This window comes from Paracoccus sp. NIOT.M2S5SZ12, from assembly GCF_057748165.1.
In genome coordinates, this window is sequence record NZ_JBYLFR010000010.1 from 99,226 (window position 1) to 118,735 (window position 19,510).

Annotated in this window: 20 protein-coding genes and 1 tRNA gene; 11 read left to right on the forward strand and 10 right to left on the reverse strand. The window is 68.6% G+C overall.

What is annotated here, in order from left to right; all coding sequences use genetic code 11:
- Positions 1-91: 91 nt before the first annotated feature.
- From AC2SGK_RS11040 to AC2SGK_RS11065, 6 genes are all read right to left on the reverse strand, one after another.
- Positions 92-1,417 carry a sigma-54-dependent transcriptional regulator gene (locus AC2SGK_RS11040; RefSeq protein WP_488323592.1) on the reverse strand — a complete coding sequence of 442 codons (1,326 nt, stop codon included), beginning with the start codon at positions 1,415-1,417 and terminating at the stop codon, positions 92-94.
- Positions 1,418-1,436: 19 nt separating this feature from the next.
- Positions 1,437-3,152 carry a sensor histidine kinase gene (locus AC2SGK_RS11045; RefSeq protein ID WP_488323646.1) on the reverse strand — a complete coding sequence of 572 codons (1,716 nt, stop codon included), beginning with the start codon at positions 3,150-3,152 and terminating at the stop codon, positions 1,437-1,439.
- Positions 3,153-3,320: 168 nt separating this feature from the next.
- A complete protein-coding gene (purQ, locus tag AC2SGK_RS11050) occupies positions 3,321-3,989 on the reverse strand; it encodes a phosphoribosylformylglycinamidine synthase subunit PurQ (RefSeq protein ID WP_488323593.1) in 669 nt (222 codons plus the stop codon).
- Positions 3,990-4,124: 135 nt separating this feature from the next.
- On the reverse strand, positions 4,125-5,336 hold the full coding sequence (locus AC2SGK_RS11055) for an NADP-dependent isocitrate dehydrogenase (RefSeq protein ID WP_488323594.1): 1,212 nt from the start codon (positions 5,334-5,336) through the stop codon (positions 4,125-4,127).
- A 102-nt stretch (positions 5,337-5,438) separates the two neighbouring features.
- Entirely contained in the window at positions 5,439-6,560 is a 1,122-nt protein-coding gene (locus tag AC2SGK_RS11060; RefSeq protein ID WP_488323595.1) for an HD domain-containing protein, read from the reverse strand.
- A gap of 64 nt (positions 6,561-6,624) precedes the next feature.
- Entirely contained in the window at positions 6,625-7,287 is a 663-nt protein-coding gene (locus tag AC2SGK_RS11065) for an alpha/beta hydrolase (RefSeq protein WP_488323596.1), read from the reverse strand.
- A gap of 214 nt (positions 7,288-7,501) precedes the next feature.
- Here AC2SGK_RS11065 and iscR point away from each other — a divergent pair, with 214 nt between their 5' ends.
- The gene (gene iscR / locus AC2SGK_RS11070; RefSeq protein ID WP_488323597.1) at positions 7,502-7,960 is read left to right on the forward strand and encodes a Fe-S cluster assembly transcriptional regulator IscR; all 459 of its coding nucleotides are present in this window, start codon (positions 7,502-7,504) and stop codon (positions 7,958-7,960) included.
- Between the two features lie 181 nt (positions 7,961-8,141).
- Here the strand turns inward: iscR and arsC are convergent, their stop codons facing one another.
- Positions 8,142-8,498, reverse strand: a complete 357-nt coding sequence (arsC, locus tag AC2SGK_RS11075; protein WP_488323598.1) for an arsenate reductase (glutaredoxin) — start codon at positions 8,496-8,498, stop codon at positions 8,142-8,144.
- 1 nt (position 8,499) lies between these two features.
- Positions 8,500-9,015, reverse strand: coding sequence for an Lrp/AsnC family transcriptional regulator (locus tag AC2SGK_RS11080; protein ID WP_045981429.1), 516 nt, complete (start codon positions 9,013-9,015; stop codon positions 8,500-8,502).
- Positions 9,016-9,114: 99 nt separating this feature from the next.
- Between AC2SGK_RS11080 and AC2SGK_RS11085 the strand changes: the two genes are divergently transcribed.
- The 6 genes from AC2SGK_RS11085 to AC2SGK_RS11110 all read left to right on the forward strand — a co-directional run bounded on the left by AC2SGK_RS11085 (position 9,115) and on the right by AC2SGK_RS11110 (position 15,627).
- Positions 9,115-9,462: a DUF2849 domain-containing protein gene (locus AC2SGK_RS11085; RefSeq protein ID WP_488323599.1), complete on the forward strand. Its 348-nt coding sequence runs from the start codon at positions 9,115-9,117 to the stop codon at positions 9,460-9,462.
- A complete protein-coding gene (locus tag AC2SGK_RS11090) occupies positions 9,455-11,113 on the forward strand; it encodes a nitrite/sulfite reductase (RefSeq protein ID WP_488323600.1) in 1,659 nt (552 codons plus the stop codon). Before AC2SGK_RS11085 ends, AC2SGK_RS11090 begins: the two co-directional genes overlap by 8 nt.
- Positions 11,106-11,837 carry a phosphoadenylyl-sulfate reductase gene (locus AC2SGK_RS11095; protein WP_488323601.1) on the forward strand — a complete coding sequence of 244 codons (732 nt, stop codon included), beginning with the start codon at positions 11,106-11,108 and terminating at the stop codon, positions 11,835-11,837. Before AC2SGK_RS11090 ends, AC2SGK_RS11095 begins: the two co-directional genes overlap by 8 nt.
- A complete protein-coding gene (locus tag AC2SGK_RS11100; protein ID WP_488323602.1) occupies positions 11,834-12,220 on the forward strand; it encodes a DUF934 domain-containing protein in 387 nt (128 codons plus the stop codon). Before AC2SGK_RS11095 ends, AC2SGK_RS11100 begins: the two co-directional genes overlap by 4 nt.
- 47 nt (positions 12,221-12,267) lie before the next feature.
- The gene (locus tag AC2SGK_RS11105) at positions 12,268-13,101 is read left to right on the forward strand and encodes a ferredoxin--NADP reductase (RefSeq protein WP_488323603.1); all 834 of its coding nucleotides are present in this window, start codon (positions 12,268-12,270) and stop codon (positions 13,099-13,101) included.
- 168 nt (positions 13,102-13,269) lie between these two features.
- Positions 13,270-15,627: an OmpA family protein gene (locus AC2SGK_RS11110; RefSeq protein WP_488323604.1), complete on the forward strand. Its 2,358-nt coding sequence runs from the start codon at positions 13,270-13,272 to the stop codon at positions 15,625-15,627.
- Positions 15,628-15,920: 293 nt separating this feature from the next.
- Here AC2SGK_RS11110 and AC2SGK_RS11115 read toward each other — a convergent pair.
- Positions 15,921-15,997: transfer RNA gene (locus AC2SGK_RS11115), tRNA-Arg, on the reverse strand.
- A 104-nt stretch (positions 15,998-16,101) separates the two neighbouring features.
- Entirely contained in the window at positions 16,102-17,508 is a 1,407-nt protein-coding gene (locus tag AC2SGK_RS11120) for a sensor histidine kinase (RefSeq protein ID WP_488323647.1), read from the reverse strand.
- 250 nt (positions 17,509-17,758) lie between these two features.
- On the opposite strand from AC2SGK_RS11120, the gene rpmH reads away from it, so the two are divergent.
- The 4 genes from rpmH to ttcA all read left to right on the forward strand — a co-directional run bounded on the left by rpmH (position 17,759) and on the right by ttcA (position 19,482).
- The gene (gene rpmH / locus AC2SGK_RS11125) at positions 17,759-17,893 is read left to right on the forward strand and encodes a 50S ribosomal protein L34 (RefSeq protein ID WP_042247969.1); all 135 of its coding nucleotides are present in this window, start codon (positions 17,759-17,761) and stop codon (positions 17,891-17,893) included.
- A gap of 113 nt (positions 17,894-18,006) precedes the next feature.
- Entirely contained in the window at positions 18,007-18,336 is a 330-nt protein-coding gene (rnpA, locus tag AC2SGK_RS11130) for a ribonuclease P protein component (protein ID WP_488323605.1), read from the forward strand.
- Positions 18,333-18,602 carry a membrane protein insertion efficiency factor YidD gene (gene yidD, locus AC2SGK_RS11135; protein ID WP_488323606.1) on the forward strand — a complete coding sequence of 90 codons (270 nt, stop codon included), beginning with the start codon at positions 18,333-18,335 and terminating at the stop codon, positions 18,600-18,602. Before rnpA ends, yidD begins: the two co-directional genes overlap by 4 nt.
- On the forward strand, positions 18,595-19,482 hold the full coding sequence (gene ttcA, locus AC2SGK_RS11140; RefSeq protein ID WP_488323648.1) for a tRNA 2-thiocytidine(32) synthetase TtcA: 888 nt from the start codon (positions 18,595-18,597) through the stop codon (positions 19,480-19,482). The genes yidD and ttcA overlap by 8 nt, the downstream gene beginning before the upstream one ends.
- Positions 19,483-19,510 lie beyond the last annotated feature (28 nt).

Below are 19,510 nucleotides of genomic sequence, written 5' to 3' on the forward strand. Positions count from 1 at the left end.
CGGCTTCCCCTGTGCCCAGGTTTCGTTCGCGGACGGCAGGTCACGTGTCAGTCTGGGGCGGCAGGTCGCGCCGCCCCAGATGGACGTGCCCCTACAGATAGTCGCCGCGCTGCAGGCCGTATTTGGCCATCTTCTCGTTCAGGGTCCGGCGCGGCAGGCACAGCTCGTCCATGACGGCGGCGATGCTGCCCCTGTGGCGGCGCATGGTGTTGTCGATCAGCATCTTCTCGAAGCTCTCGACATATTCCTTCAGCGGCTTGCCCTCGGTCGTGGTGGCCTGCTGGTTGTCCTCGCCATCCGCCATCAGCAGCGAGGCGATCGACCCCGATCCGCGGCGGTTCTGCAGGACGGCGCGTTCGGCCACGTTGATCAGCTGGCGGATGTTTCCGGGCCAGGGCGCCTGCAGCAGCTGGGCCGCCTCCTGCGCGCTGACCTGGGGCGGCTCGCAGCCGTATTCCTCGCTGAACTGCTCGGTCATGCGGGTGAACAGCGCCAGGATATCCTCGCCCCGCGCGCGCAGCGGCGGCAGGGTGATCTTCAGCGCCGACAAGCGATAGAACAGGTCGGGGCGCAGCGAATCCTCGGCCCGGCGCCCCTCGCCGCGGGCGTTGCTGATGGCGATGATGCGGGTCTCGGCCGGAGTGCCCTGCTCGCTGATGAAGGCCAGCAGGCGCGCCTGAAGCGCCTCGGACAGCGCCTCGATGTCCTCCAGGCACAGCGTGCCGGCACGCGCCTCCTCCACGGCGGGCAGCCCGTCCTCCAGCGGCCCGAACAGACGCGCGGCCAGCGCCTCGTCGCCATAGGCCGCGCAGCTGACCGGCACGAACTTCTTGGACGCGCGCGGCCCCACCGCATGCAGCGCATGCGCGACAAGCGTCTTGCCGGTGCCGGTCTCGCCGTCGATCAGGACGTGGCCGTCGGCCTGGCCCAGGTCTAGGATGTCCTCGCGCAGGCGCTCCATCACCGGGCTGGCGCCGATCAGCTTGGACATGACCTGCGCACCCTCCGACAGGTCGCGGCGCAGGGCGCGGTTGTCCAGCGTCATGCGCCGGGCCTGCGTGGCCTTTTTCGCCAGCTGGGTCATGCGGTCGGGGTTGAAGGGCTTTTCCATGAAATCCATGGCGCCCACGCGCATCGCCTCGACCGCCATGGGCACGTCGCCATGGCCGGTGATCATGATAACCGGCAGGCTGCTGTCCAGGCCCATCAGCCGCTTGAGGAAGGCCATCCCGTCCATGCCGGGCATGCGGATGTCGCTGACCACGACGCCGGGCCAGTCCGGGCCGATCACCTTCAGCGCATCCTCGGCGCTGGTAAAGGTCTCGGTCTCAAAGCCGGACAGGACCAGCCACTGGCTGATCGATTCGCGCATGTCGGGCTCGTCATCCACGATGGCGATCTTCAGCTTGCGGGACATTGGGGCATCCTCTGTTGCGTCACTCGGCGGCCAGCGCCTGACGGGGTTGTCCGGGACGGTGGAGCGGCAGCTCGACCCGGAACACCGCGCCGCCCTCGGTTTCGTTATGGGCGGTCAGGCGACCGCCGAAATCGGCCACGATGGTGGAGGAGATCGCAAGGCCCAGCCCCGTGCCCTCCCCCGGCTTCTTCGTGGTCCAGAAGGGTTCAAACAGCTTTTCCAGGTCCGAGACACCCGGCCCGTTATCGCGAACGGACACATAGGCGTGAGCCGCGGCCTCGACCGTGATCTCGATCGCGGCCTCGGGGCGGCCGCGCACGGCATCGACCGCATTGCGCAGCAGGTTGATCAGCACCTGCTCCAGCCGGATGCGGTCGGCCATGACCATCACCCGCTCGCGCGGGACGATGCGGATGATGCGGATCGTGCTATGGCGCAGCTGCGGCTCCATCATGGTCAGCGCGCTGCTGACGGCGGCGCGCAGATCCACCGCCTCCACTGCCTCGCCGCCCTTCCTGGCATAGGATTTCAGCTGCCGCGTGATCGCGCCCATCCGGTCGATCAGGTCGTCGATGCGCTGAAAGCTGGACAGCGCCTCCTCGGGGCGGCCGCGCTGCAGCAGCAGCCGCGCGCCCGCCAGATAGGTCTTCATCGCGGCCAGGGGCTGGTTCAGCTCGTGGCTGACGCCCGCCGACATCTCGCCCAGGGCGGCCAGCTTGGAGGATTGCTGCATGGTCTGCTCGGCCACGCGCAGCTCCTTCTGGACCCGCTCGCGTTCCGCGATCTCCCGGGTCAGGCGGGCGTTCAGGGCGCGCAGATCGGCCGATTCGCGCATATAGGCTTGGCTCTGGATGCGCGCGCGCCGCGACAGCAGCCAGAAGGCCCCCGCCAGCAGGATCGCGAACCCCATGATCTGCAGCGCCAGGATCGCGTTGACCCGCTCGCGGACCGAGGAATAGGCGGTGAAGCTGATCATCCGCCAGCCGCGGAACGGCACGCGGGCCTCGGACTGCATCACCGCGCGGCCCTGCACATAGGCATCGGCCGGGGTCGAGGTCCAGTCGGCCGTGACCTGGAAGGCCCGCCGGATCGCGGAGGGCGCATCGCGCACGGCCAGCGCCTCGGGGACCGTCAGGCCGCGCCAGCGCGGCTCGGTCGCCAGGATGATGACCCCTTCGCTGTCGGTGACGGCGACCGCATCGGAGATGCCCGCCCAGGACCGTTCCAGCCGCGTGAGGTCGGCCCCCACCACGATCACCCCCAAGGTCCGCCCGTCCGCCACGACCGCCCGCGAATAGGCGAACTCATGCGCCCCGGAGGCCAGTTCGGACACGGTGAAGACCGTGTCTCGCGACCGCAAAGCCTCCACATAGAAGGGGGCCGCGACGCTGTTCGTGCCGATCTGATAGCGGTCGGTCGCGCCGACCACCCGCCCCGAGGCGTCCAGCAGCCGGATCGAGGCCGCGCCGATCTCCTTCTGCGCGGTCATCAGCCGCGCCGAGGTGGTCGAGAAGTCGTTGCTGCCCAGGGCCGATATCAGCGCCGGGTCCCGCGCCAGCAGCAGCGGCACGACCGAATTGCGCTGCAGCTCGGACATCAGGTTGCCGGAATATAGCGCCAGCCGCAGTTCGGACCGCACCCGCGTGTTCTCGGAGAAGCGGTCGGTCAGCCAGGCGTTGGTCGTCCAAATCGTGCCCAGGGCGGCCAAGCAGATGATGACGATGGTCGCGCGCAGCCACCACGGGCTGACCGGCTGGCCGACCCTGGCGCGCCGCCGTTCGGCGCGATCCTCGATATGGTCCTCAGTCACCAAGCACGGGCCCGCCCTGCACTGTCCCTCACGCCGCGCCGTCCCAGCGGGAACGGCTGCGGCAATCTAGGGCAGTGCGCGCCCCGGCTCAAGTCAGGCCTGCGTCAGCGCCGCGGCCAGTCCCGTGAACAGCGCCGCGCCGTCGGTGCCGCCGGTGACCGGATCGGCGGCGCGTTCGGGATGGGGCATCATGCCCAGCACGCGGCGGTTCGCGGACAGCACGCCCGCGATGTCGTCGACCGAACCGTTGATCGCCGGGGCATAGCGGAAGGCCACCCGCCCCTCGCCCCGCAGCTCGGCCAGCTCCTCGGCGCCGATCTGGTAGTTGCCGTCGTGATGGGCGACCGGCACGGTGATCTCCTGCCCCGCGGCATAGCCGGCGGTGAAGACGCTGTCCGTGGTCTCGACGCGCAGCACGGCGGGCTTGCACAGGAAGGTCAGCCCGGTGTTGCGCATCAAGGCGCCGGGCAGCAGGCCCAGTTCGGTCAGCACCTGAAAGCCGTTGCAGATCCCCAGCACATAGCCGCCCCGCGCCGCATGGGCGCGCAGCGCGCTTGCGATGGGGGAATGCGCCGCGATGGCGCCGCAGCGCAGATAGTCCCCGAAGGAGAAGCCGCCCGGCACCGCGACCAGGTCGATCCCCGCGGGCAGGTCGCTGTCCTTGTGCCAGACGCGGGCCACGTCGACGCCCGCGCGCGTCAGGGCCGTGGCCAGGTCGCGGTCGCAGTTCGATCCGGGAAAGGTGATGACGGCGGCTTTCATCGGCAGGCTCCTGTCAGGCGATGGCACGCCTTTAGCCCAGGTCGCGCCGCGAAGAAAGGGGGATGGGGCCGGCCTGCGGGCGGACCCGCACCGGCCAAAGGAAAAGGGCCGGGCGGGTGCCCGGCCCTTTCGGGATCAGTTCAGGGCCTTGTTCAGGTACTCGTCGACCTTCTCTAGATAGCCCATCGTGGTCAGCCATTTCTGGTCCGGACCGACCAGCAGGGCGAGGTCCTTGGTCATGTGGCCGTCCTCGACCGCCTGAACGGTGACCTTCTCCAAGGTGTTGGCGAAGTTCAGCAGGGCGGCGTTGTCGTCCAGTTTGGCGCGGTGCTTGAGGCCGCCGGTCCAGGCAAAGATCGACGCGATCGAGTTGGTCGAGGTCGCATTGCCCTTCTGGTGTTCGCGGTAGTGGCGCGTGACGGTGCCGTGGGCGGCCTCGGATTCGACGATCTTCCCGTCGGGCGTCATCAGCACCGAGGTCATCAGGCCCAGGCTGCCAAAGCCCTGCGCGACGGTGTCCGACTGCACGTCGCCGTCATAGTTCTTGCAGGCCCAGACATAGCCGCCCGACCACTTCATCGCCGACGCGACCATGTCGTCGATCAGGCGGTGTTCGTAATGGATGCCGGCCTTCTTGAACTGCTCCTCGAACTCGGCCTCGTAGACCTCCTGGAACAGGTCCTTGAAGCGGCCGTCATAGGCCTTCAGGATCGTGTTTTTGGTCGACAGATAGACCGGATAGCCGCGGGCCAGGCCATAGTTCATCGAGGCGCGGGCGAAGTCGCGGATCGAATCGTCCAGGTTGTACATGGCCATGGTCACGCCCGAGGACGGAGCCTGGAAGACCTCGTGCTCGATGGTCTCGCCATCCTCGCCGACGAACTTGATCGTCAGCTTGCCCTTGCCGGGGAAGCGGAAGTCGGTCGCGCGATACTGGTCGCCGAAGGCGTGGCGGCCGACGATGATCGGCTGCGTCCAGCCCGGAACCAGCCGGGGCACGTTCTTGCAGATGATCGGCTCGCGGAAGATCACGCCGCCCAGGATGTTGCGGATCGTGCCGTTGGGCGACCGCCACATCTTCTTCAGGCCGAATTCCTCGACGCGCGCCTCGTCGGGGGTGATGGTCGCGCATTTGACGCCCACGCCGTGCAGCTTGATCGCCTCGGCCGCGTCGATGGTGATCTGGTCGTCGGTGCGGTCGCGCTCCTCGATGCCCAGGTCGTAGTATTTCAGGTCGATGTCCAGATAGGGCAGGATCAGCTTCTGCTTGATGAAGTCCCAGATGATCCGCGTCATCTCATCGCCGTCAAGCTCGACGACGGGATTGGCGACCTTGATCTTCGACATGGAGAGCCCCCTTTGGCGTTGGATTCGGTTGCCCCGGTCATAGCCGGAACCGCGCGCAAAGAAAAGACGGTATGCGATTGTATGCCAACCGTGCCGCGCGGCTCAGGCGGCGAAATGCCCGCGCAGCCCCCGATGCAGCCACTCCCACAGGGCCGGGCTGCCCGCCCGGACCCACGGCCCGACGCGCCCCTCGACATGCGCCAGCGTCACGGCATATTCGACCCAGCCCGCCCCGCCCGAGCGCAGGTTCTGGACCGCCGGCTGACAGCGGTCCAGCGCCTTGGCAAAGACCGCGTCCGGCGTCGCCACCGCCTCGAACTCGCGCCACAGCTCCAGCATCGCGCACCCCTGCGCCTCGGGCAGCAGCCCGAAGATGCGCCGCGCCGCCGCCTCCTCCGCAGCCTGGACGGCGGCCGATCCATGCGCCTGCCCGCCCGCGGAATGCAGCGGCACGTCGCCCACGTCGATCTCGACCAGGTCATGGATCAGCAGCATCCGGATCACCCGGCCGACATCGACCCCCGGCCCCGCCAGCCCCCCCAGCACCAGCGCATAGAGCGCCAGATGCCAGGAATGCTCGGCACTGTTCTCGCGGCGCGACCCGTCCAGCAGGCGGTTGGCGCGCAGGACGCCCTTCAGGGCATCGGCCTCGGCCAAGAAGGCCAGCCGCCGCGCCAGATCGCCCCCGGGCAGCGCCCGGCCCGCCAGCAGCGCCTGCGCCGCCGCCCAGCCCTCGGGCCACTCGGTCTCGAACCGCGCGGCGCGTCCCGCGCCCAGATTGTCGCGCACGATCGCCACGTGATCGGGCAGCGGGTCCGCGGCCATCAGCACCTGAAAGATCGGCTGCGCATGATCCATGCGCTTGGCCACGACCGCGCAGGCATCCGCCCGCCCCTCGAAATCGCGCCACAGCGCGGCCAGCCGACCACTCTCGGGTGCCAGGCCGAAGATGCGCCGCGCCGCCTCGGCCTCGGCCAGGGCCAGCCCGGCCACGTCATGCTCCAGATGGATCGGCTGGTCGCCCGTGTCGATCTCGACCAGATCATGCAGAAGGATCATCGCGATGGCGCGATCGGACGCCCCCATCACCATCGCCCACAGCGCCACATGCCAGGAATGCTCGGCGCTGTTCTCGGGCCGCGACAGGTCCATCAGCACGCTCGCGCGCTCGACCGACTTCAGCCGATCCGCCTCGCAGAGAAACGCGAACGCCTCGTCCAGCATGGCCGCCCCTTCTTCTTCACGCAAATATCCCGGGGTCCGGGGCAGCGCCCCGGCGCCCTCGGCCTCAGCGACTGCTCTCGGTCAGGCGCTTCCTGACATAGCCCTGCACCAGGTCGATCATCGGCTTCATGTGGGTCTCGTCGTCGCGGAAGAAGTGATCCGCCCCCTCGATCTCCTCATGTGTCACGGTGATGCCCTTCTGCTCGCGCAGCTTCGCGACCAGGGCGGCGGTATCCTTGGGCGGGGCCACGCGGTCGGCAGTGCCGTTCACGATCAGCCCCGAGGACGGGCACGGCGCCAGGAAACTGAAATCATACATGTTCGCGGGCGGGGCCACGCTGATGAATCCTGTGATCTCAGGGCGGCGCATCAGCAGCTGCATCCCGATCCAGGCGCCGAAGCTGAACCCCGCGACCCAGCAATGCTTGGAATTCGGGTTCATCGCCTGCAGATAGTCCAGCGCGGAGGCCGCATCCGACAGCTCGCCGATACCTTGGTCGAACTCGCCCTGGCTGCGGCCCACGCCGCGGAAGTTGAACCGCATCACCGTGAAGCCCATGCGGTGGAACGCATAGTGCAGGTTGTAGACCACCCGGTTGTTCATCGTCCCGCCATATTGCGGATGGGGGTGCAGGACGATGGCGATGGGGGCGTCGGGCTTGCCGGGCTGAGGATGGTAACGGCCTTCGAGACGGCCTTCGGGGCCGGGAAAAATCAGCTCGGGCATGGTTGTCCTTCACAGGTCATGACGGGTTTCTTGACGCCTGCGCGCGCGCCTTCTAGACGGTCTATCTGGGCAGCCGGCACGGCTTTGGCAAGAAACATGCAGCTGCGGGCATAGCCTGCGACCCGCGCGGCCGTCAATGCGCCCGTGACCGCCGCCGGATCTGTCCGGAGCGGGGCCGCGCCGGAATCGCGATCATCGAGGGGGGAACCGCGCCATGAAACTGTCCACCAAGGGCCGCTACGCGATCATCGCGCTGACCGACCTGGCCATCGCCAAGGGCGGAGAGCTGACCTCCCTCGCCGAGATCTCGAAACGCCAGGACATCTCGCTGCCCTATCTGGAGCAGCTCTTCGTGCGGCTGCGACGGGCGGGGCTGGTCGCCTCGGTGCGCGGACCGGGCGGCGGATACCGCCTGGCCCGCGCCCCCGAGACCATCCGCGTGGCCGAGATCCTCGAGGCCGTGGACGAGACCGTCAGCGCCATGCATGTCGGCGCGGGCGCCTCGGGCGGGGTGTCGGGATCGCGGGCCCAGACCCTGTCGAACCGCCTGTGGGAGAGCCTGTCGGCGCATGTCTATGTCTTCCTGCACAACCACACCTTGGCCGACATCGCCAAGAACCAGCTGCTGCCCTGCCCGGCCCTGCCGAAAATTTTGAACGTCGTCGACGAATAGGCTGCATCCGAACGGTTCAGTTCAGTGTCCTCCCCCTCGAAGATCCTGAACCGCCGGATGGAGGAGCCGCCATGACCCGACCGACCACCCCCGCCGATCACGACCGCGACCTGGCGATCGCGCTCAGCCTCGCCATCGTCGCTGCCAGCGTCAAGGCCCGCCGCGGCTGAGCCGACGGGGCTCAGGCGGCGGCGATCAGCTCCAGGACCCGCTCCTTCGGGCGGCACAGCAGCGCGGCCCGCGGCGCAAAGACCACCGGCCGCTCGATCAGGATCGGATGCGTCGCCATCGCCGCGATCAGCGCATCCTCGGACAGGGCCGGATCGCCCAGGCCCAGTTCCGCGAAGGGCGTGCCCTTGCGGCGGATCAGCCCTCGCGCATCCATCCCCAACTGCCGCAGCGCGTCCCGCAGCTCGGCCTCGGACGGCGGCGCGGCAATGTAATTGCGCACCTCAGGAGCGATGCCCGCCTCGTGCAGCGCGGCCAGCACCCAGCGGGAGGTGGAACAGGTCGGCTTGTGCCAGATCACCCAGGCCATCTCAGCGCTCCCCGTCCGGGATGGGCAGGGCGCTGGTCGCCTTGATCTCCTCCATCGACAGCAGCGCCGTGACGTTGTGGATCTTCACCTCGCCGATCAGCGACTGGTAGAAGCGGTCATAGGCACGCGCGTTCCTGACCTGCACCTTGAGGATATAGTCGATATCGCCGGCCAGCCGATGCGCCTCGACCACCTCGGGCCGCTCGCGCAGCGCGCGCAGGAACCGCGCGGCCCAGTCACGGTCATGCTCGCTGGTGCGGATCAGAACGAAGAAGCAGGCCTCCAGCCCCAGCGCCTCGGGGTCCAGGATCGCGACCTGGCGGCGGATCACCCCCGCCTCGCGCAGCTTGCGGATGCGGTTCCAGACCGGGGTCTTGGATGCCCCCACCCGGTCCGCGATCTGGTCCAGCGACAGGCTGGCATCCTGCTGCAGCAGGGACAGGATTTTGCGGTCCACCTCGTCCAGACGGACGGGCGTCTGGCCTGCACCCGCATCGGGGGAAATCGGTTCCGGCATGGCGCACCTCTTGGTCGATCGTCCTTATTTGCCGCGACCACTGTGCAGAATCCAGAACGAAATTCTATATAGAGGGCAGCACAAGCCAAAGGTCCCGTCATGAGCAAATCCTTTCCCCTGTCGGCCGCACGCCCCGGCGTGATCACCGCGAACGATCTGCGCGAAGGCCACAATGTCTGGATGTGCGAGGACGGCTGGACGCGGGACCCGCGCAAGGCCACACTCTATGAGGACGAGGCCATCGCCGATCTGGCCCTGCTGGAGGCCATCGCCCAGGCCGACATCGTCGTCGGCCCCTATCTGGTCGAGGCTAGGCGCGGCCCGGACGGACCCGAACCGGTCCACTTCCGCGAGGCCTTCCGCCAGCGCGGCCCCTCCAACTATTTCCACGGCATCCAGGCCGATCGGCAAGCCGAGGCCCAGAAGACGGAGTCTGCCCATGTTTGATGTCCGCCCCGTCGAGACCGACTATGTCCGCCAGCGCGCGGCCGAGTTCCGCGCCCAGGTCGCCCGCCGCCTGGACGGCAGCCTGACCGAGGACGAGTTCAAGCCGCTGCGCCTGATGAACGGCGTCTACCTGCAGCTGCATGCCTATATGCTGCGCGTGGCGATCCCCTATGGCACGATCAGCCCGGACCAGATGCGCACCCTGGCCCTGCTGGCCGAGAAATGGGACAAGGGCTACGGGCACTGGACCACCCGCCAGAACATCCAGTTCAACTGGCCCAAGCTGGTGGACATCCCCGACATGCTGGACGCGCTGGCCGATGTTGGCATGCATGCGATCCAGACCAGCGGCAACACCATCCGCAACGTGACCACCGATGCTTTCGCCGGCGCCGCCTTCGACGAGACCGCCGATCCGCGCCCCTATGCGGAGCTGCTGCGCAGCTGGTCCACCGATCACGCCGAATTCCAGTTCCTGCCGCGCAAGTTTAAGATCGCCATCTCCGGCGGCAAGAAGGACCGCGCGGTCATCGCCGCCCATGACATCGGCCTGCGGCTGGTGGAGCGGAACGGCAAGACCGGCTTCGAGGTCTGGATCGGCGGCGGTCTGGGCCGCACGCCGCTCTTGGGTCAGGTCGTCCGCGACTTCCTGCCCGAGGAGGACCTGCTGCCCTATGTCGAGGCGATCATCGCGACCTACAACCTGGCCGGACGCCGCGACAACAAGTACAAGGCCCGCATCAAGATCACCGTGCTGGAGCGCGGCCTGGACGTCATGCGCGCCGAGATCGAGGAAGAGTTCCTGGCCCGCCGCCGCGATTTCCACGGCGCCGACCGCGACGCGCTGGCCGTGTTCAAGGACCGCTTCCGCGCGCCGCGCTTCCGCAACGCACCCGTGGACGGCTATGAGGCCGAGCGTCAGGCGAACCCGGCCTTCCGCAGCTGGACGGACACGAACCTGCATCAGCACCGGGTCGAGGGCTATGCCAGCGTCGTCGTGACCTTCAAGGCGCCGGGCCAGACGCCGGGCGACGCCTCAGCGTCCCAGATGCGCTTGCTGGCCGATCTGGCCGAACGCTTCGGCCATCACGACCTGCGCGTGATGCATGACCAGAACGTGGCCCTGCCGCATGTCCACAAATCGGACCTGCCCGCGCTCTATGCAGAACTGAAGGCCGCTGGCCTTGCCACCGCCAATGCCGGGCTTACCAGCGACATCATCGCCTGCCCCGGCATGGATTACTGCGCGCTGGCCACCGCGCGTTCCATCCCCATCGCCGAGGAGATCGCCGACCATTTCCGCGCCGCGGGCTTGGAGGAGGAGATCGGCAACCTGAACATCCGCATCTCGGGCTGCATCAACGCCTGCGGCCATCACCACCTGGGCCATATCGGCATCCTGGGTCTGGATCGCGCGGGCGTCGAGAACTATCAGATCACGCTCGGCGGCGATGCCTATGACATCCCGGCCATCGGCGAACGCGCGGGCGCGGGCTTCCCGGCCGAACAGGTGGTCCCAGCCATCGACCGGCTGCTGCGCGCCTATCTGGAGGTGCGCGAGGAGGCGTCCGAACGCTTCATCGACGCCTATCGCCGCCTTGGTCCGGCGCCGTTCAAGGCCGCCCTCTATCCGGCGCAGGCCGATGCTTGACGGGAACCTGGACACGCGGGCGGGGCGGCTGAACGACCGCTATCGCCACCATGCCGCCATCGAAGTGCTGCGCCGCGCCGTCACCGACCCCGATCTGGGGCAGGTGGCGCTGGTGTCCTCCTTCGGCGCGGAATCGGTCGTGCTGCTGCACATGGTCAGCCGGGTGGCCCCCGTCCTGCCGGTGCTGTTCATCGACACGCAGATGCTGTTCCCCGAGACGCTGGCCTATCAGCAGGAGGTCGCGGAGCGGCTGTCCCTGACCAACGTCCAGGTCATCACCGCCAGCGAGGCCGAGATCGCGGCCAACGACCCGGACGGCACGCTGCACAAGGTGAACCCTGACGCCTGCTGCGATTTCCGCAAGACGGTGCCGCTGGAACGCGTCCTGTCGGGCTATGACGCCTGGATCACCGGGCGCAAGCGGTTCCAGAACGGCCAGCGCGCCGCGTTGGAGTTCTTCGAGCCCGAGCCGCCCGCGCGGCTGCGGGTGAACCCCTTGGCGCATTGGCGCCCCGAGGACGTGCAGGACTACATGGTCGAGAACCGCCTGCCCCGGCATCCGCTGGTGGCCAAGGGCTATCCGTCCATCGGCTGCGCGCCCTGCACCTCTCCGGTCGCGCCGGGCGAGGACCCCCGGTCCGGGCGCTGGCGCGGCCAGGAGAAATCCGAATGCGGCATCCATTTCATCGGCGGGCGCATGGTCCGCGGAAAGGTCTCGGCATGAGCGAGCAGTTGAACAGCGAACCCGTCCTGGCCCGTGACGACGGCTTTCATCCGGTGACGGACCAGCCCGCCGTGGTGCTGGCCCCCGACACCGCCCCCGCCACCCTGGCGGACCACCTGGACGCGGCCCTGATCGGGATCGACTTTCCGGCCTTCAGCGACGGGCGCGGTTTTACCTTGGCCCGCCGCCTGCGCGAGCTGGGATACAAGGGCCACCTGCGCGCCACCGGGCGGCTGATCGCGGACCAATACGCGATGGCGCGCCGCGTGGGCTTCGACGAGGTCGAGGTCGCCCCCGACATCGCCGCCCGCCAGCCCGAGGATCAATGGCGGGCCCGCGCCGACTGGAAGGCCTGGGACCATCGGGCGCAGCTGGCGGGCTGACCCTTTCGCCCATGCGCCCCTTCGATTAGACGACAAGGAATACAACAATGACGCTGGATCTGCCCGTGACCGAGGCCGCCCCCAAGAAGACGCTTCCCGATTCGCAGACCGTGACCGCGGTGACGCACTGGAGCGACAGCCTGTTCTCGTTCCGCGTGACGCGGCCGGCCAGCCTGCGCTTTCGCTCGGGCGAATTCGTGATGATCGGCCTGCCGGGCGACAACGGCAAGCCGATCCTGCGCGCCTATTCCATCGCCTCGCCCAATTGGGACGATGAGCTGGAATTCTATTCCATCAAGGTGCCGGACGGGCCGCTGACCTCCAGGCTGCAGCACATCAAGCCCGGCGACGAGATCATCCTGCGCCCCAAGCCCGTGGGCACGCTGGTCCTCGACGCCCTGCTGCCCGGCAAGCGGCTGTGGTTCCTGGCCACCGGCACGGGCTTCGCGCCCTTCGCCTCGCTGATCCGCGACCCCGAGACCTATGAGCGGTTCGAGCAGGTCATCATGATGCACACCTGCCGCACTGCGGAGGAGCTGGTCTATGGGGCCGAGCTGGTGAACAACCTGCGCCACGACCCGCTGCTGACCGAGCTTTACGGCGACGGCTTCGCCGAGCGGCTGAAATACTATCCGACGACGACGCGCGAGCCCTCGCCCTTCATGGGCCGCATCACCGACAACCTGACCTCGGGCAAGGTGCTGGCCGATCTGGGCCTGCAGCCGATCGATCCGGCCGAGGATCGCGCGATGATCTGCGGCAGCCTGGCCTTCAACGTCGACGTCAAGGCGGTGCTGGAGGGCTTCGGCCTGCATGAGGGCGCCAATTCCGAACCGCGCGAATTCGTGGTCGAGAAGGCCTTCGTCGGCGACGGGGTCTGATCCCGCGTCATCGCCGCGTGACCGCGAGGGGCCGCGTCCGGAAGGGCGCGGCCCCTTTCGCTGTCGCGCGCCCCTCACGCGATGGTCACGTCAAGTTTGGGAACCCTTTGCGCAAGTGCCTGTTAAACGACCAAAGAACGTCATTCGGTTTTGCACAAGGAGCATCCCATGCGCCGGATCATTCACAACACCACCGCCATCGCGGCCTGCCTGTCGCTGATGGCCCCGCATCTGGCCGTGGCCCAAGGCGTCGCGGCGCCGCTGCCGTCGGACCGCGTGCTGGCGCAGGCGCAGCCTGCCCCGGAGGGCGAGGTTCCGCCGCCGCCCCCGCCGGCCGGGGGCGCCCCTGAGGCCCCCGCTGCGGAGCCTGCCGCAGAGCCGGCACCGGAACACGCTGCCGAACCCGCGCCCGAGGCACCCGCCGAGCCTGCGCCCGATGCTGTGGCCGAACCCGCACCGGAAGCCCCAGCCGAAGCGCCGACCGAGGCTCCTGCCGAGCCCGCGCCGGCTCCGGAGGCCCCCCCAGCCGGGCCGGAGCCCGCTCCGGAGCCCGTGCCCGAGCCTGCCCCGGTCGAGGAGCCTGCCGACCAAGGTCCGCAGGACGGCGCCGATCTGAACCAAGTGGCCCCGGTCGACGCTCCGGCTGCCGCCGAGGCGCCCGAGCCCGAAGCAGCGCCGGAACCCAACCCGGCCGAGCCTACTGAGTCCGCTGAGCCCGCCGAAGCGCCTGCGCCGGCGGAGCGCCCGGATTCAATGACCAGCGAAGCGCCTGCGGCCCGTCCCGCGCGTCAGGCCGAGGAGGCGCCAGCCGAACGTCCGGTCCGTGACGCCGCATCGGAGACGCGTCCGGCCGAGCGGCCTGCCGCCGCCGCCGAGACTGAAGCCGATACCGAGGCCGGCGATCTGGCCGAGGCCCTGCGCGCCGAGCAGGCAGCCGAGCAGCCCGCCGCTGCCGAGGAGGCCCCTGCTGACGACGCCGAGGCCCTTGAGGAGGCGCTTCGTGCCGATCAGGAGCCTGCGACGGCCGAGGCCGAGCCGGAAGCTCCGGCTGCCGAGGAGGACAGCGTCGATGCGCTGGCCGACGCCCTGCGCGGAGAGACCGCCGAACCCGACTCCGGAACCGATGGCGCGGCCGCTGCCGCCGCAACGGCAGGTGCCGTGACGCTGGCCACGGGCAGCGCGCAGACCGACCGTGCCCGTCAGCTTCCCGGTCTGGCCAATGTGCTGGACGAGGAGGTCGCGGGCGGCCTGACCGCCGAGCAGCTGACCTGCTTGGACGGCAGTGCCTTCCCCTGCGCCGATGGCGGCCGGGCGATGACGCCGGGCGGTGTCGTCGTCGAGCTGAACGACGCGGGCGAGCTGCGTCTGGCGCCGACCGAGGCGCAGATGAACCGCGTCGGACGCGACGGCCAGCTGGTCCAGCGCGCCGCCGAGGAGGACACGCCCGAGACCGAAGCCTCGCGCGAGGCGGCCCAAGCCACCGCGCCCGCCACGGCGGCCGCCTTGGACGATGCCGCCGAAGGTTCGGGCGACGTGGTCGAGGAGCAGGTGACCGAGGAGACGGCGCGGTCGTCCTCCGAGGATTTTGCGACGAACCTGCGCGATGCGCTGCAGGGCAACGGCAATGCCGAGGCGCGCGAGGATGACGACGACAACACGCTGCGCAACGCCCTGCTGCTGGGTCTGGGCGCGGTGGCCGTCGGCTCGATCCTGAACAACAACCGTCAGGTCGCCCTGTCCGCGCCCGATCGGATCGTCGTGACCCGCGCCGATGGCAGCCAGGAGGTCATCAAGGACGAGGTCGCCCTGCTGCGCCAGCCCGGCTCGACGGTGGCGACCGAGAACTTCGACGACGGCTCGTCGCGCACCATCGTCACGCGCGCCGACGGCAGCCGCGTGGTCACCATCCGCGACGCCAACCTGCAGGTCCTGCGCCGCACGCTGGTCAGCGCCGACGGCACCACGACGCGGCTGATCGACGACACAGCGGACGTGCAGCCCGTCGACATCGGCTCGCTCCCCGCGCCTGCTCCCGTCACCGGCGGCAACGCGCCGCTGAACGAGGATCAGCTGCGTGACGCGCTGCAGCGCGAGGCCGATGTGGATCGCCGCTTTACCCTGTCCCAGATTCGCAACATCCCCGAGGTGCGCGCGCTGGTGGCGCCGGTGAACATCGACGCGATCACCTTCGATACCGGCTCTGCCGCGATCCGTCCTGACCAAGCTCAGCAGCTGCAAGGCCTCGGTCGGGTGATCCAGGACCAGATCGCCCAGAATCCTAGCGAAATCTTCATGATCGAGGGTCATACGGACACGGTCGGATCGGATGCCGCGAACCTTGCCCTGTCGGACCGCCGCGCCGAATCGGTCGCGCTGGCCCTGACCGAATATTTCGATGTGCCGCCGGAGAACATGGTGACCCAAGGCTATGGCGAGCAGTTCCTGCGCGTGCGCTCGGAAGGCGACATCCGCGAGAACCGTCGCGCGTCGGTGCGCCGCATCACGGACCTGCTGGCACGGCAGTAACCGTCACCGCGTGACAAAGCCGAAGGCCCCGACAGTGTCGGGGCCTTTTGCCATCGGGACGATTGCCGTCTGCGGTGGACATCTCCGCCGATCGCCAGACGGCCCGGTCCGGGCGTGGCGGGGTGAACGCGCATGATGGCAGAAGAAGGTGGATTTGAATTAAGTGCGGCAACGGCAGGTGACGCGCATCTGCAAGGCATGAACGTCAGCTGCCACGTGATGATGCATCACGACGGAGGCCGACATGCCCAGTGGTTGTCGGGGCGGTATGATCAAGGTCTGGAAGGAGGTAATGGCGGACCCGGAGCGATTCGAACGCCCGACCCCCAGATTCGTAGTCTGGTGCTCTATCCAGCTGAGCTACGGGTCCGTCTTGAGGAGGGGAATTAGCGGCGGCGCAGGGGGGATGCAAGGCCGAAACGACAAAAAGATGAAACCTTTTTGCGCAGCCCCGGCCAAGGCCCGCGCCGACCGTCAGGCGTGGCTGACCGGATTGGCCATGCCACGCGGGATCTGGATGCAGAACTGGCTGCCCTCGGCGTCGCTGCGCAACAGGTCCAGCCGCCCGCCATGGCCGCGCACCAGATCGGCGGCGATGGTCAGGCCAAGGCCCGTGCCGCCGCGCCGCGCGCTGCCGGTGAAGGGCTTGAACAGGTGTTCGCGCGCCTTGTCCGGCAGGCCCGGCCCCGTGTCGCAGACCTTGATCCACCAGTCGGCCTCGCCCTCGCCCGCGCCGATCTCGACCGTGCCGGGCTTGCGGGTGCCCTCGATGGCCTGACGCGCGTTGCGGGCCAGGTTGGCCAGCACGCGATACAGCTGATCGCGGTCGGCGCGGATGATCAGGCTGGGCGGGATGTCGGTCAGGAACTCGACCTGCCCTGCGGCCTCGCCGGCCAGCGATTCGGCCTCGATCACCTCGGCCGCCAGCTGAGCCAGGTTGAAGCGCGACAGGGTCGGTGCGGGCTCCTCGGCCTTGCCGAAGGCCAGCGTCGTCTCGCAGAGGTTCACCGCGCGGGTGATCGAGTTCACCAGCTTGGGCGCGGCGCGCCGTACCTTGGGGTCGGCGCTCTCCTCCAGGCGGTCGGCGAAGATCTGCGCCGTGGTCAGGATGTTGCGCAGATCGTGGCTGATCTTGGCGACCGCCTGGCCCAGCTGGGCCATCCGCTCCTTCTGCTTCAGCGACGAGGTCACGGTCTTCTGCATCGACTGCAGCGCGGTCTCGGCCTCGTTCAGCTCGGCCAGGCGCGCGTCGGGGATGATGATGTGGCGGCTGTCCTCGGGCGCATTGGCATAGGCCGTCATGTGGGTGATGACGCGGCGCATCGGCACCAGGATCAGCCGCTGCGCCGCCATGAACAGCAGCACCGCCGTCAGGATCGAAAAGGCCGCCGACACCGCCAGCAGCCGCAGCCCGTATTCGATCATCGCCTCGCGCAGCGGCGCGGTCTCCATGGTGATCTCGATCAGCTGTCCGGCCTGGTTCACCGGCGCGCCGATCACGCGGATGACACGGTTCTGTCCGTCGGCCAGGGCGGCCAGCGAATCGTCGATGGTCTGCAGGACGCCCTCGGAGCGCAGATCATAGGTCGCGGCGATCGGGCCGGGAATGGGCGAGGACAGGACCAGCTGGCGGATGTCGTCGCGGCGCAGGACGACGTTGAAGACGCCCGCATTCTGCAGAAGCTCCGATTCCAGATCCGAGGCCAGCGATTCGTCCGTCGCCAGCAGCGCGAGGCTGGCGATCTGCGCCCGCTCCAGCCGCAGCTCAAGATAGTCCAGCCTGAAGCCCGCGATCGAGGGCAGCAGGATGAACAGCTCTGCCAGGATGACGAACATCGTCGTCAGGGCTGCGAATCGGCCGGAGATCGTGTTCAGATGCATCTTGTCCGGGTTATGGGTGCGCGGGGCGGCCTTGTCAGCCAAGCAGGCCGGGGTTTGCACATCAAACGAATGTGATCGACGCGGGGTTCCGCCGACCGATCACAACGGATTTCGGGGTTTCTGCGGTTGACGCGCGCCGGATGCTCCACTATCCAGCGGGCTTCGAACAACCGGCGCCGTGGCGCAGGGCAGCTTCCTGCAATCTGCCCCGTCCCGGTCCGCCCCGCAAGAACCGATCCGGAGACCGATCATGAAGCGCACCTTCCAACCGTCGAACCTCGTTCGTGCGCGCCGTCACGGCTTCCGCGCCCGCATGGCCACCAAAGGCGGCCGTCTGGTGCTGAACCGCCGCCGCGCCAAGGGCCGCAAGCGTCTGTCGGCCTGATCCGTCCGGGTCCTGCCGGCGGTTGCGACCGCCCCATGAAGGCTTTCGACATGCCGTCCATGCCGCATCCTGCTGATCCACAGCAACCGGATGTCGGCACGGCGGCATTTCGCATGCCGCCCGTACTGCAGAAGCGGGCCGATTTCCTGGCCGCCGCCAAGGCGCGCCGTCAGGCGATGCCCGCCTTCCTGCTGCAGGCCCGCCGCCGCGATGACGACGGCCCCGCCCGGATCGGCTTCACCTGCTCGAAGAAGGTCGGCAATGCCGTGGCCCGCAACCGCGCCAAGCGCCGCCTGCGCGAGGTCGCGCGGCTTGGTATGCCCGGCCTCGCCCTGCCCGGATGGGACTATGTGCTGGTCGGACGCCCCGAGGCGACCGCCACACGCGACTTTGCCGAGCTGCGCGACGACTTTGCGCGCGCCATGGGCAAGATCCACAGATGAGCCCGCTGGCGCGCCTGTTCGCGCTGCCGGTGCGGGGCTATCGGCTGATCGCCTCGCCCTGGGTGGGACATGCCTGCCGGTTCCAGCCGACCTGTTCGGCCTATGCGCTGGACGCCCTTGCCCGCCACGGCGCCCTGCGCGGCGGCTGGCTGGTGCTGCGGCGCATCGGGCGCTGCCATCCTTGGGGCGGGCACGGCTATGATCCGGTGCCCGGCGCCGATCCCGACCATGACGAGGGCCACCATGACCGATGCCATCATCCTTGACGACGCGGATAGCACCGAGATCCACCCCCTGTTCGCCGGCGCGCCCCAGAGCACCGAGTTCCGCAAGCTGCGCAAGCGGCTGATCCGCGAGACCCGCGCCGCGATCGAGGATTACGGCATGGTCCGCCCCGGCGACCGCTGGCTGGTCTGCCTGTCGGGCGGCAAGGACAGCTATACCCTGCTGGCGGTGCTGCATGAGCTGCAGTGGCGCGGCCTGCTGCCGGTCGAGCTGCTGGCCTGCAATCTGGACCAGGGGCAGCCGAACTTTCCCGCCACCGTCCTGCCCGAGTTCCTCCAGGCGCGCGGCGTGGCGCATCGGATCGAATATCAGGACACCTATTCCATCGTGAAGGAGAAGGTGCCGGCCGGGCGGACCTACTGCGCGCTGTGTTCGCGCCTGCGCCGCGGCAATCTCTACCGCATCGCGCGCGAGGAGGGCTGTTCGGCCGTGGTCCTGGGCCATCACCGCGACGACATGCTGGAGACGTTCTTCATGAACCTCTTCCACGGCGGCCGCCTGGCGACGATGCCGCCCAAGCTGTTGAACGAGGAGGGCGACCTGACCGTCCTGCGCCCGCTGGCCTATGTGGCCGAGGCGGATTGCGACCGCTTCGCCCGTGCCATGGCCTATCCGATCATCCCCTGCGATCTCTGCGGCAGCCAGGAGGGGCTGCAGCGCGTCCAGGTCAAGCGGCTGCTGGACGAATGGGAATCACGCACGCCCGGCCGGCGTCAGGTGATGTTCCGGGCGCTGATGAATGTGCGGCCCTCGCATCTGCTGGACCCGGAACTGTTCGACTTTTCCGCAGTTTTCCCGCCCGAGGGCGGGAACCGCAGTGATGCCCCGCCCGATCTGCGCCCGGACGGGCTGGACCGTTAACCCACCGACAAGCAATTTGACGTAGTCC

What these genes read in the sequence shown, in the direction of transcription:
- AC2SGK_RS11105 (WP_488323603.1), top strand. Translation starts at nt 12,268, where the DNA reads ATGACGCTGGATCTGCCCGTGACCGAGGCCGCCCCCAAGAAGACGCTT.
- purQ (WP_488323593.1), bottom strand. Translation starts at nt 3,989, where the DNA reads ATGAAAGCCGCCGTCATCACCTTTCCCGGATCGAACTGCGACCGCGAC.
- AC2SGK_RS11100 (WP_488323602.1), top strand. Translation starts at nt 11,834, where the DNA reads ATGAGCGAGCAGTTGAACAGCGAACCCGTCCTGGCCCGTGACGACGGC.
- AC2SGK_RS11095 (WP_488323601.1), top strand. Translation starts at nt 11,106, where the DNA reads ATGCTTGACGGGAACCTGGACACGCGGGCGGGGCGGCTGAACGACCGC.
- AC2SGK_RS11040 (WP_488323592.1), bottom strand. Translation starts at nt 1,417, where the DNA reads ATGTCCCGCAAGCTGAAGATCGCCATCGTGGATGACGAGCCCGACATG.
- rnpA (WP_488323605.1), top strand. Translation starts at nt 18,007, where the DNA reads ATGCCGCCCGTACTGCAGAAGCGGGCCGATTTCCTGGCCGCCGCCAAG.
- yidD (WP_488323606.1), top strand. Translation starts at nt 18,333, where the DNA reads ATGAGCCCGCTGGCGCGCCTGTTCGCGCTGCCGGTGCGGGGCTATCGG.
- AC2SGK_RS11120 (WP_488323647.1), bottom strand. Translation starts at nt 17,508, where the DNA reads ATGCATCTGAACACGATCTCCGGCCGATTCGCAGCCCTGACGACGATG.
- AC2SGK_RS11060 (WP_488323595.1), bottom strand. Translation starts at nt 6,560, where the DNA reads ATGCTGGACGAGGCGTTCGCGTTTCTCTGCGAGGCGGATCGGCTGAAG.
- rpmH (WP_042247969.1), top strand. Translation starts at nt 17,759, where the DNA reads ATGAAGCGCACCTTCCAACCGTCGAACCTCGTTCGTGCGCGCCGTCAC.
- AC2SGK_RS11055 (WP_488323594.1), bottom strand. Translation starts at nt 5,336, where the DNA reads ATGTCGAAGATCAAGGTCGCCAATCCCGTCGTCGAGCTTGACGGCGAT.
- AC2SGK_RS11090 (WP_488323600.1), top strand. Translation starts at nt 9,455, where the DNA reads ATGTTTGATGTCCGCCCCGTCGAGACCGACTATGTCCGCCAGCGCGCG.
- AC2SGK_RS11065 (WP_488323596.1), bottom strand. Translation starts at nt 7,287, where the DNA reads ATGCCCGAGCTGATTTTTCCCGGCCCCGAAGGCCGTCTCGAAGGCCGT.
- AC2SGK_RS11110 (WP_488323604.1), top strand. Translation starts at nt 13,270, where the DNA reads ATGCGCCGGATCATTCACAACACCACCGCCATCGCGGCCTGCCTGTCG.
- iscR (WP_488323597.1), top strand. Translation starts at nt 7,502, where the DNA reads ATGAAACTGTCCACCAAGGGCCGCTACGCGATCATCGCGCTGACCGAC.
- AC2SGK_RS11080 (WP_045981429.1), bottom strand. Translation starts at nt 9,015, where the DNA reads ATGCCGGAACCGATTTCCCCCGATGCGGGTGCAGGCCAGACGCCCGTC.
- AC2SGK_RS11085 (WP_488323599.1), top strand. Translation starts at nt 9,115, where the DNA reads ATGAGCAAATCCTTTCCCCTGTCGGCCGCACGCCCCGGCGTGATCACC.
- arsC (WP_488323598.1), bottom strand. Translation starts at nt 8,498, where the DNA reads ATGGCCTGGGTGATCTGGCACAAGCCGACCTGTTCCACCTCCCGCTGG.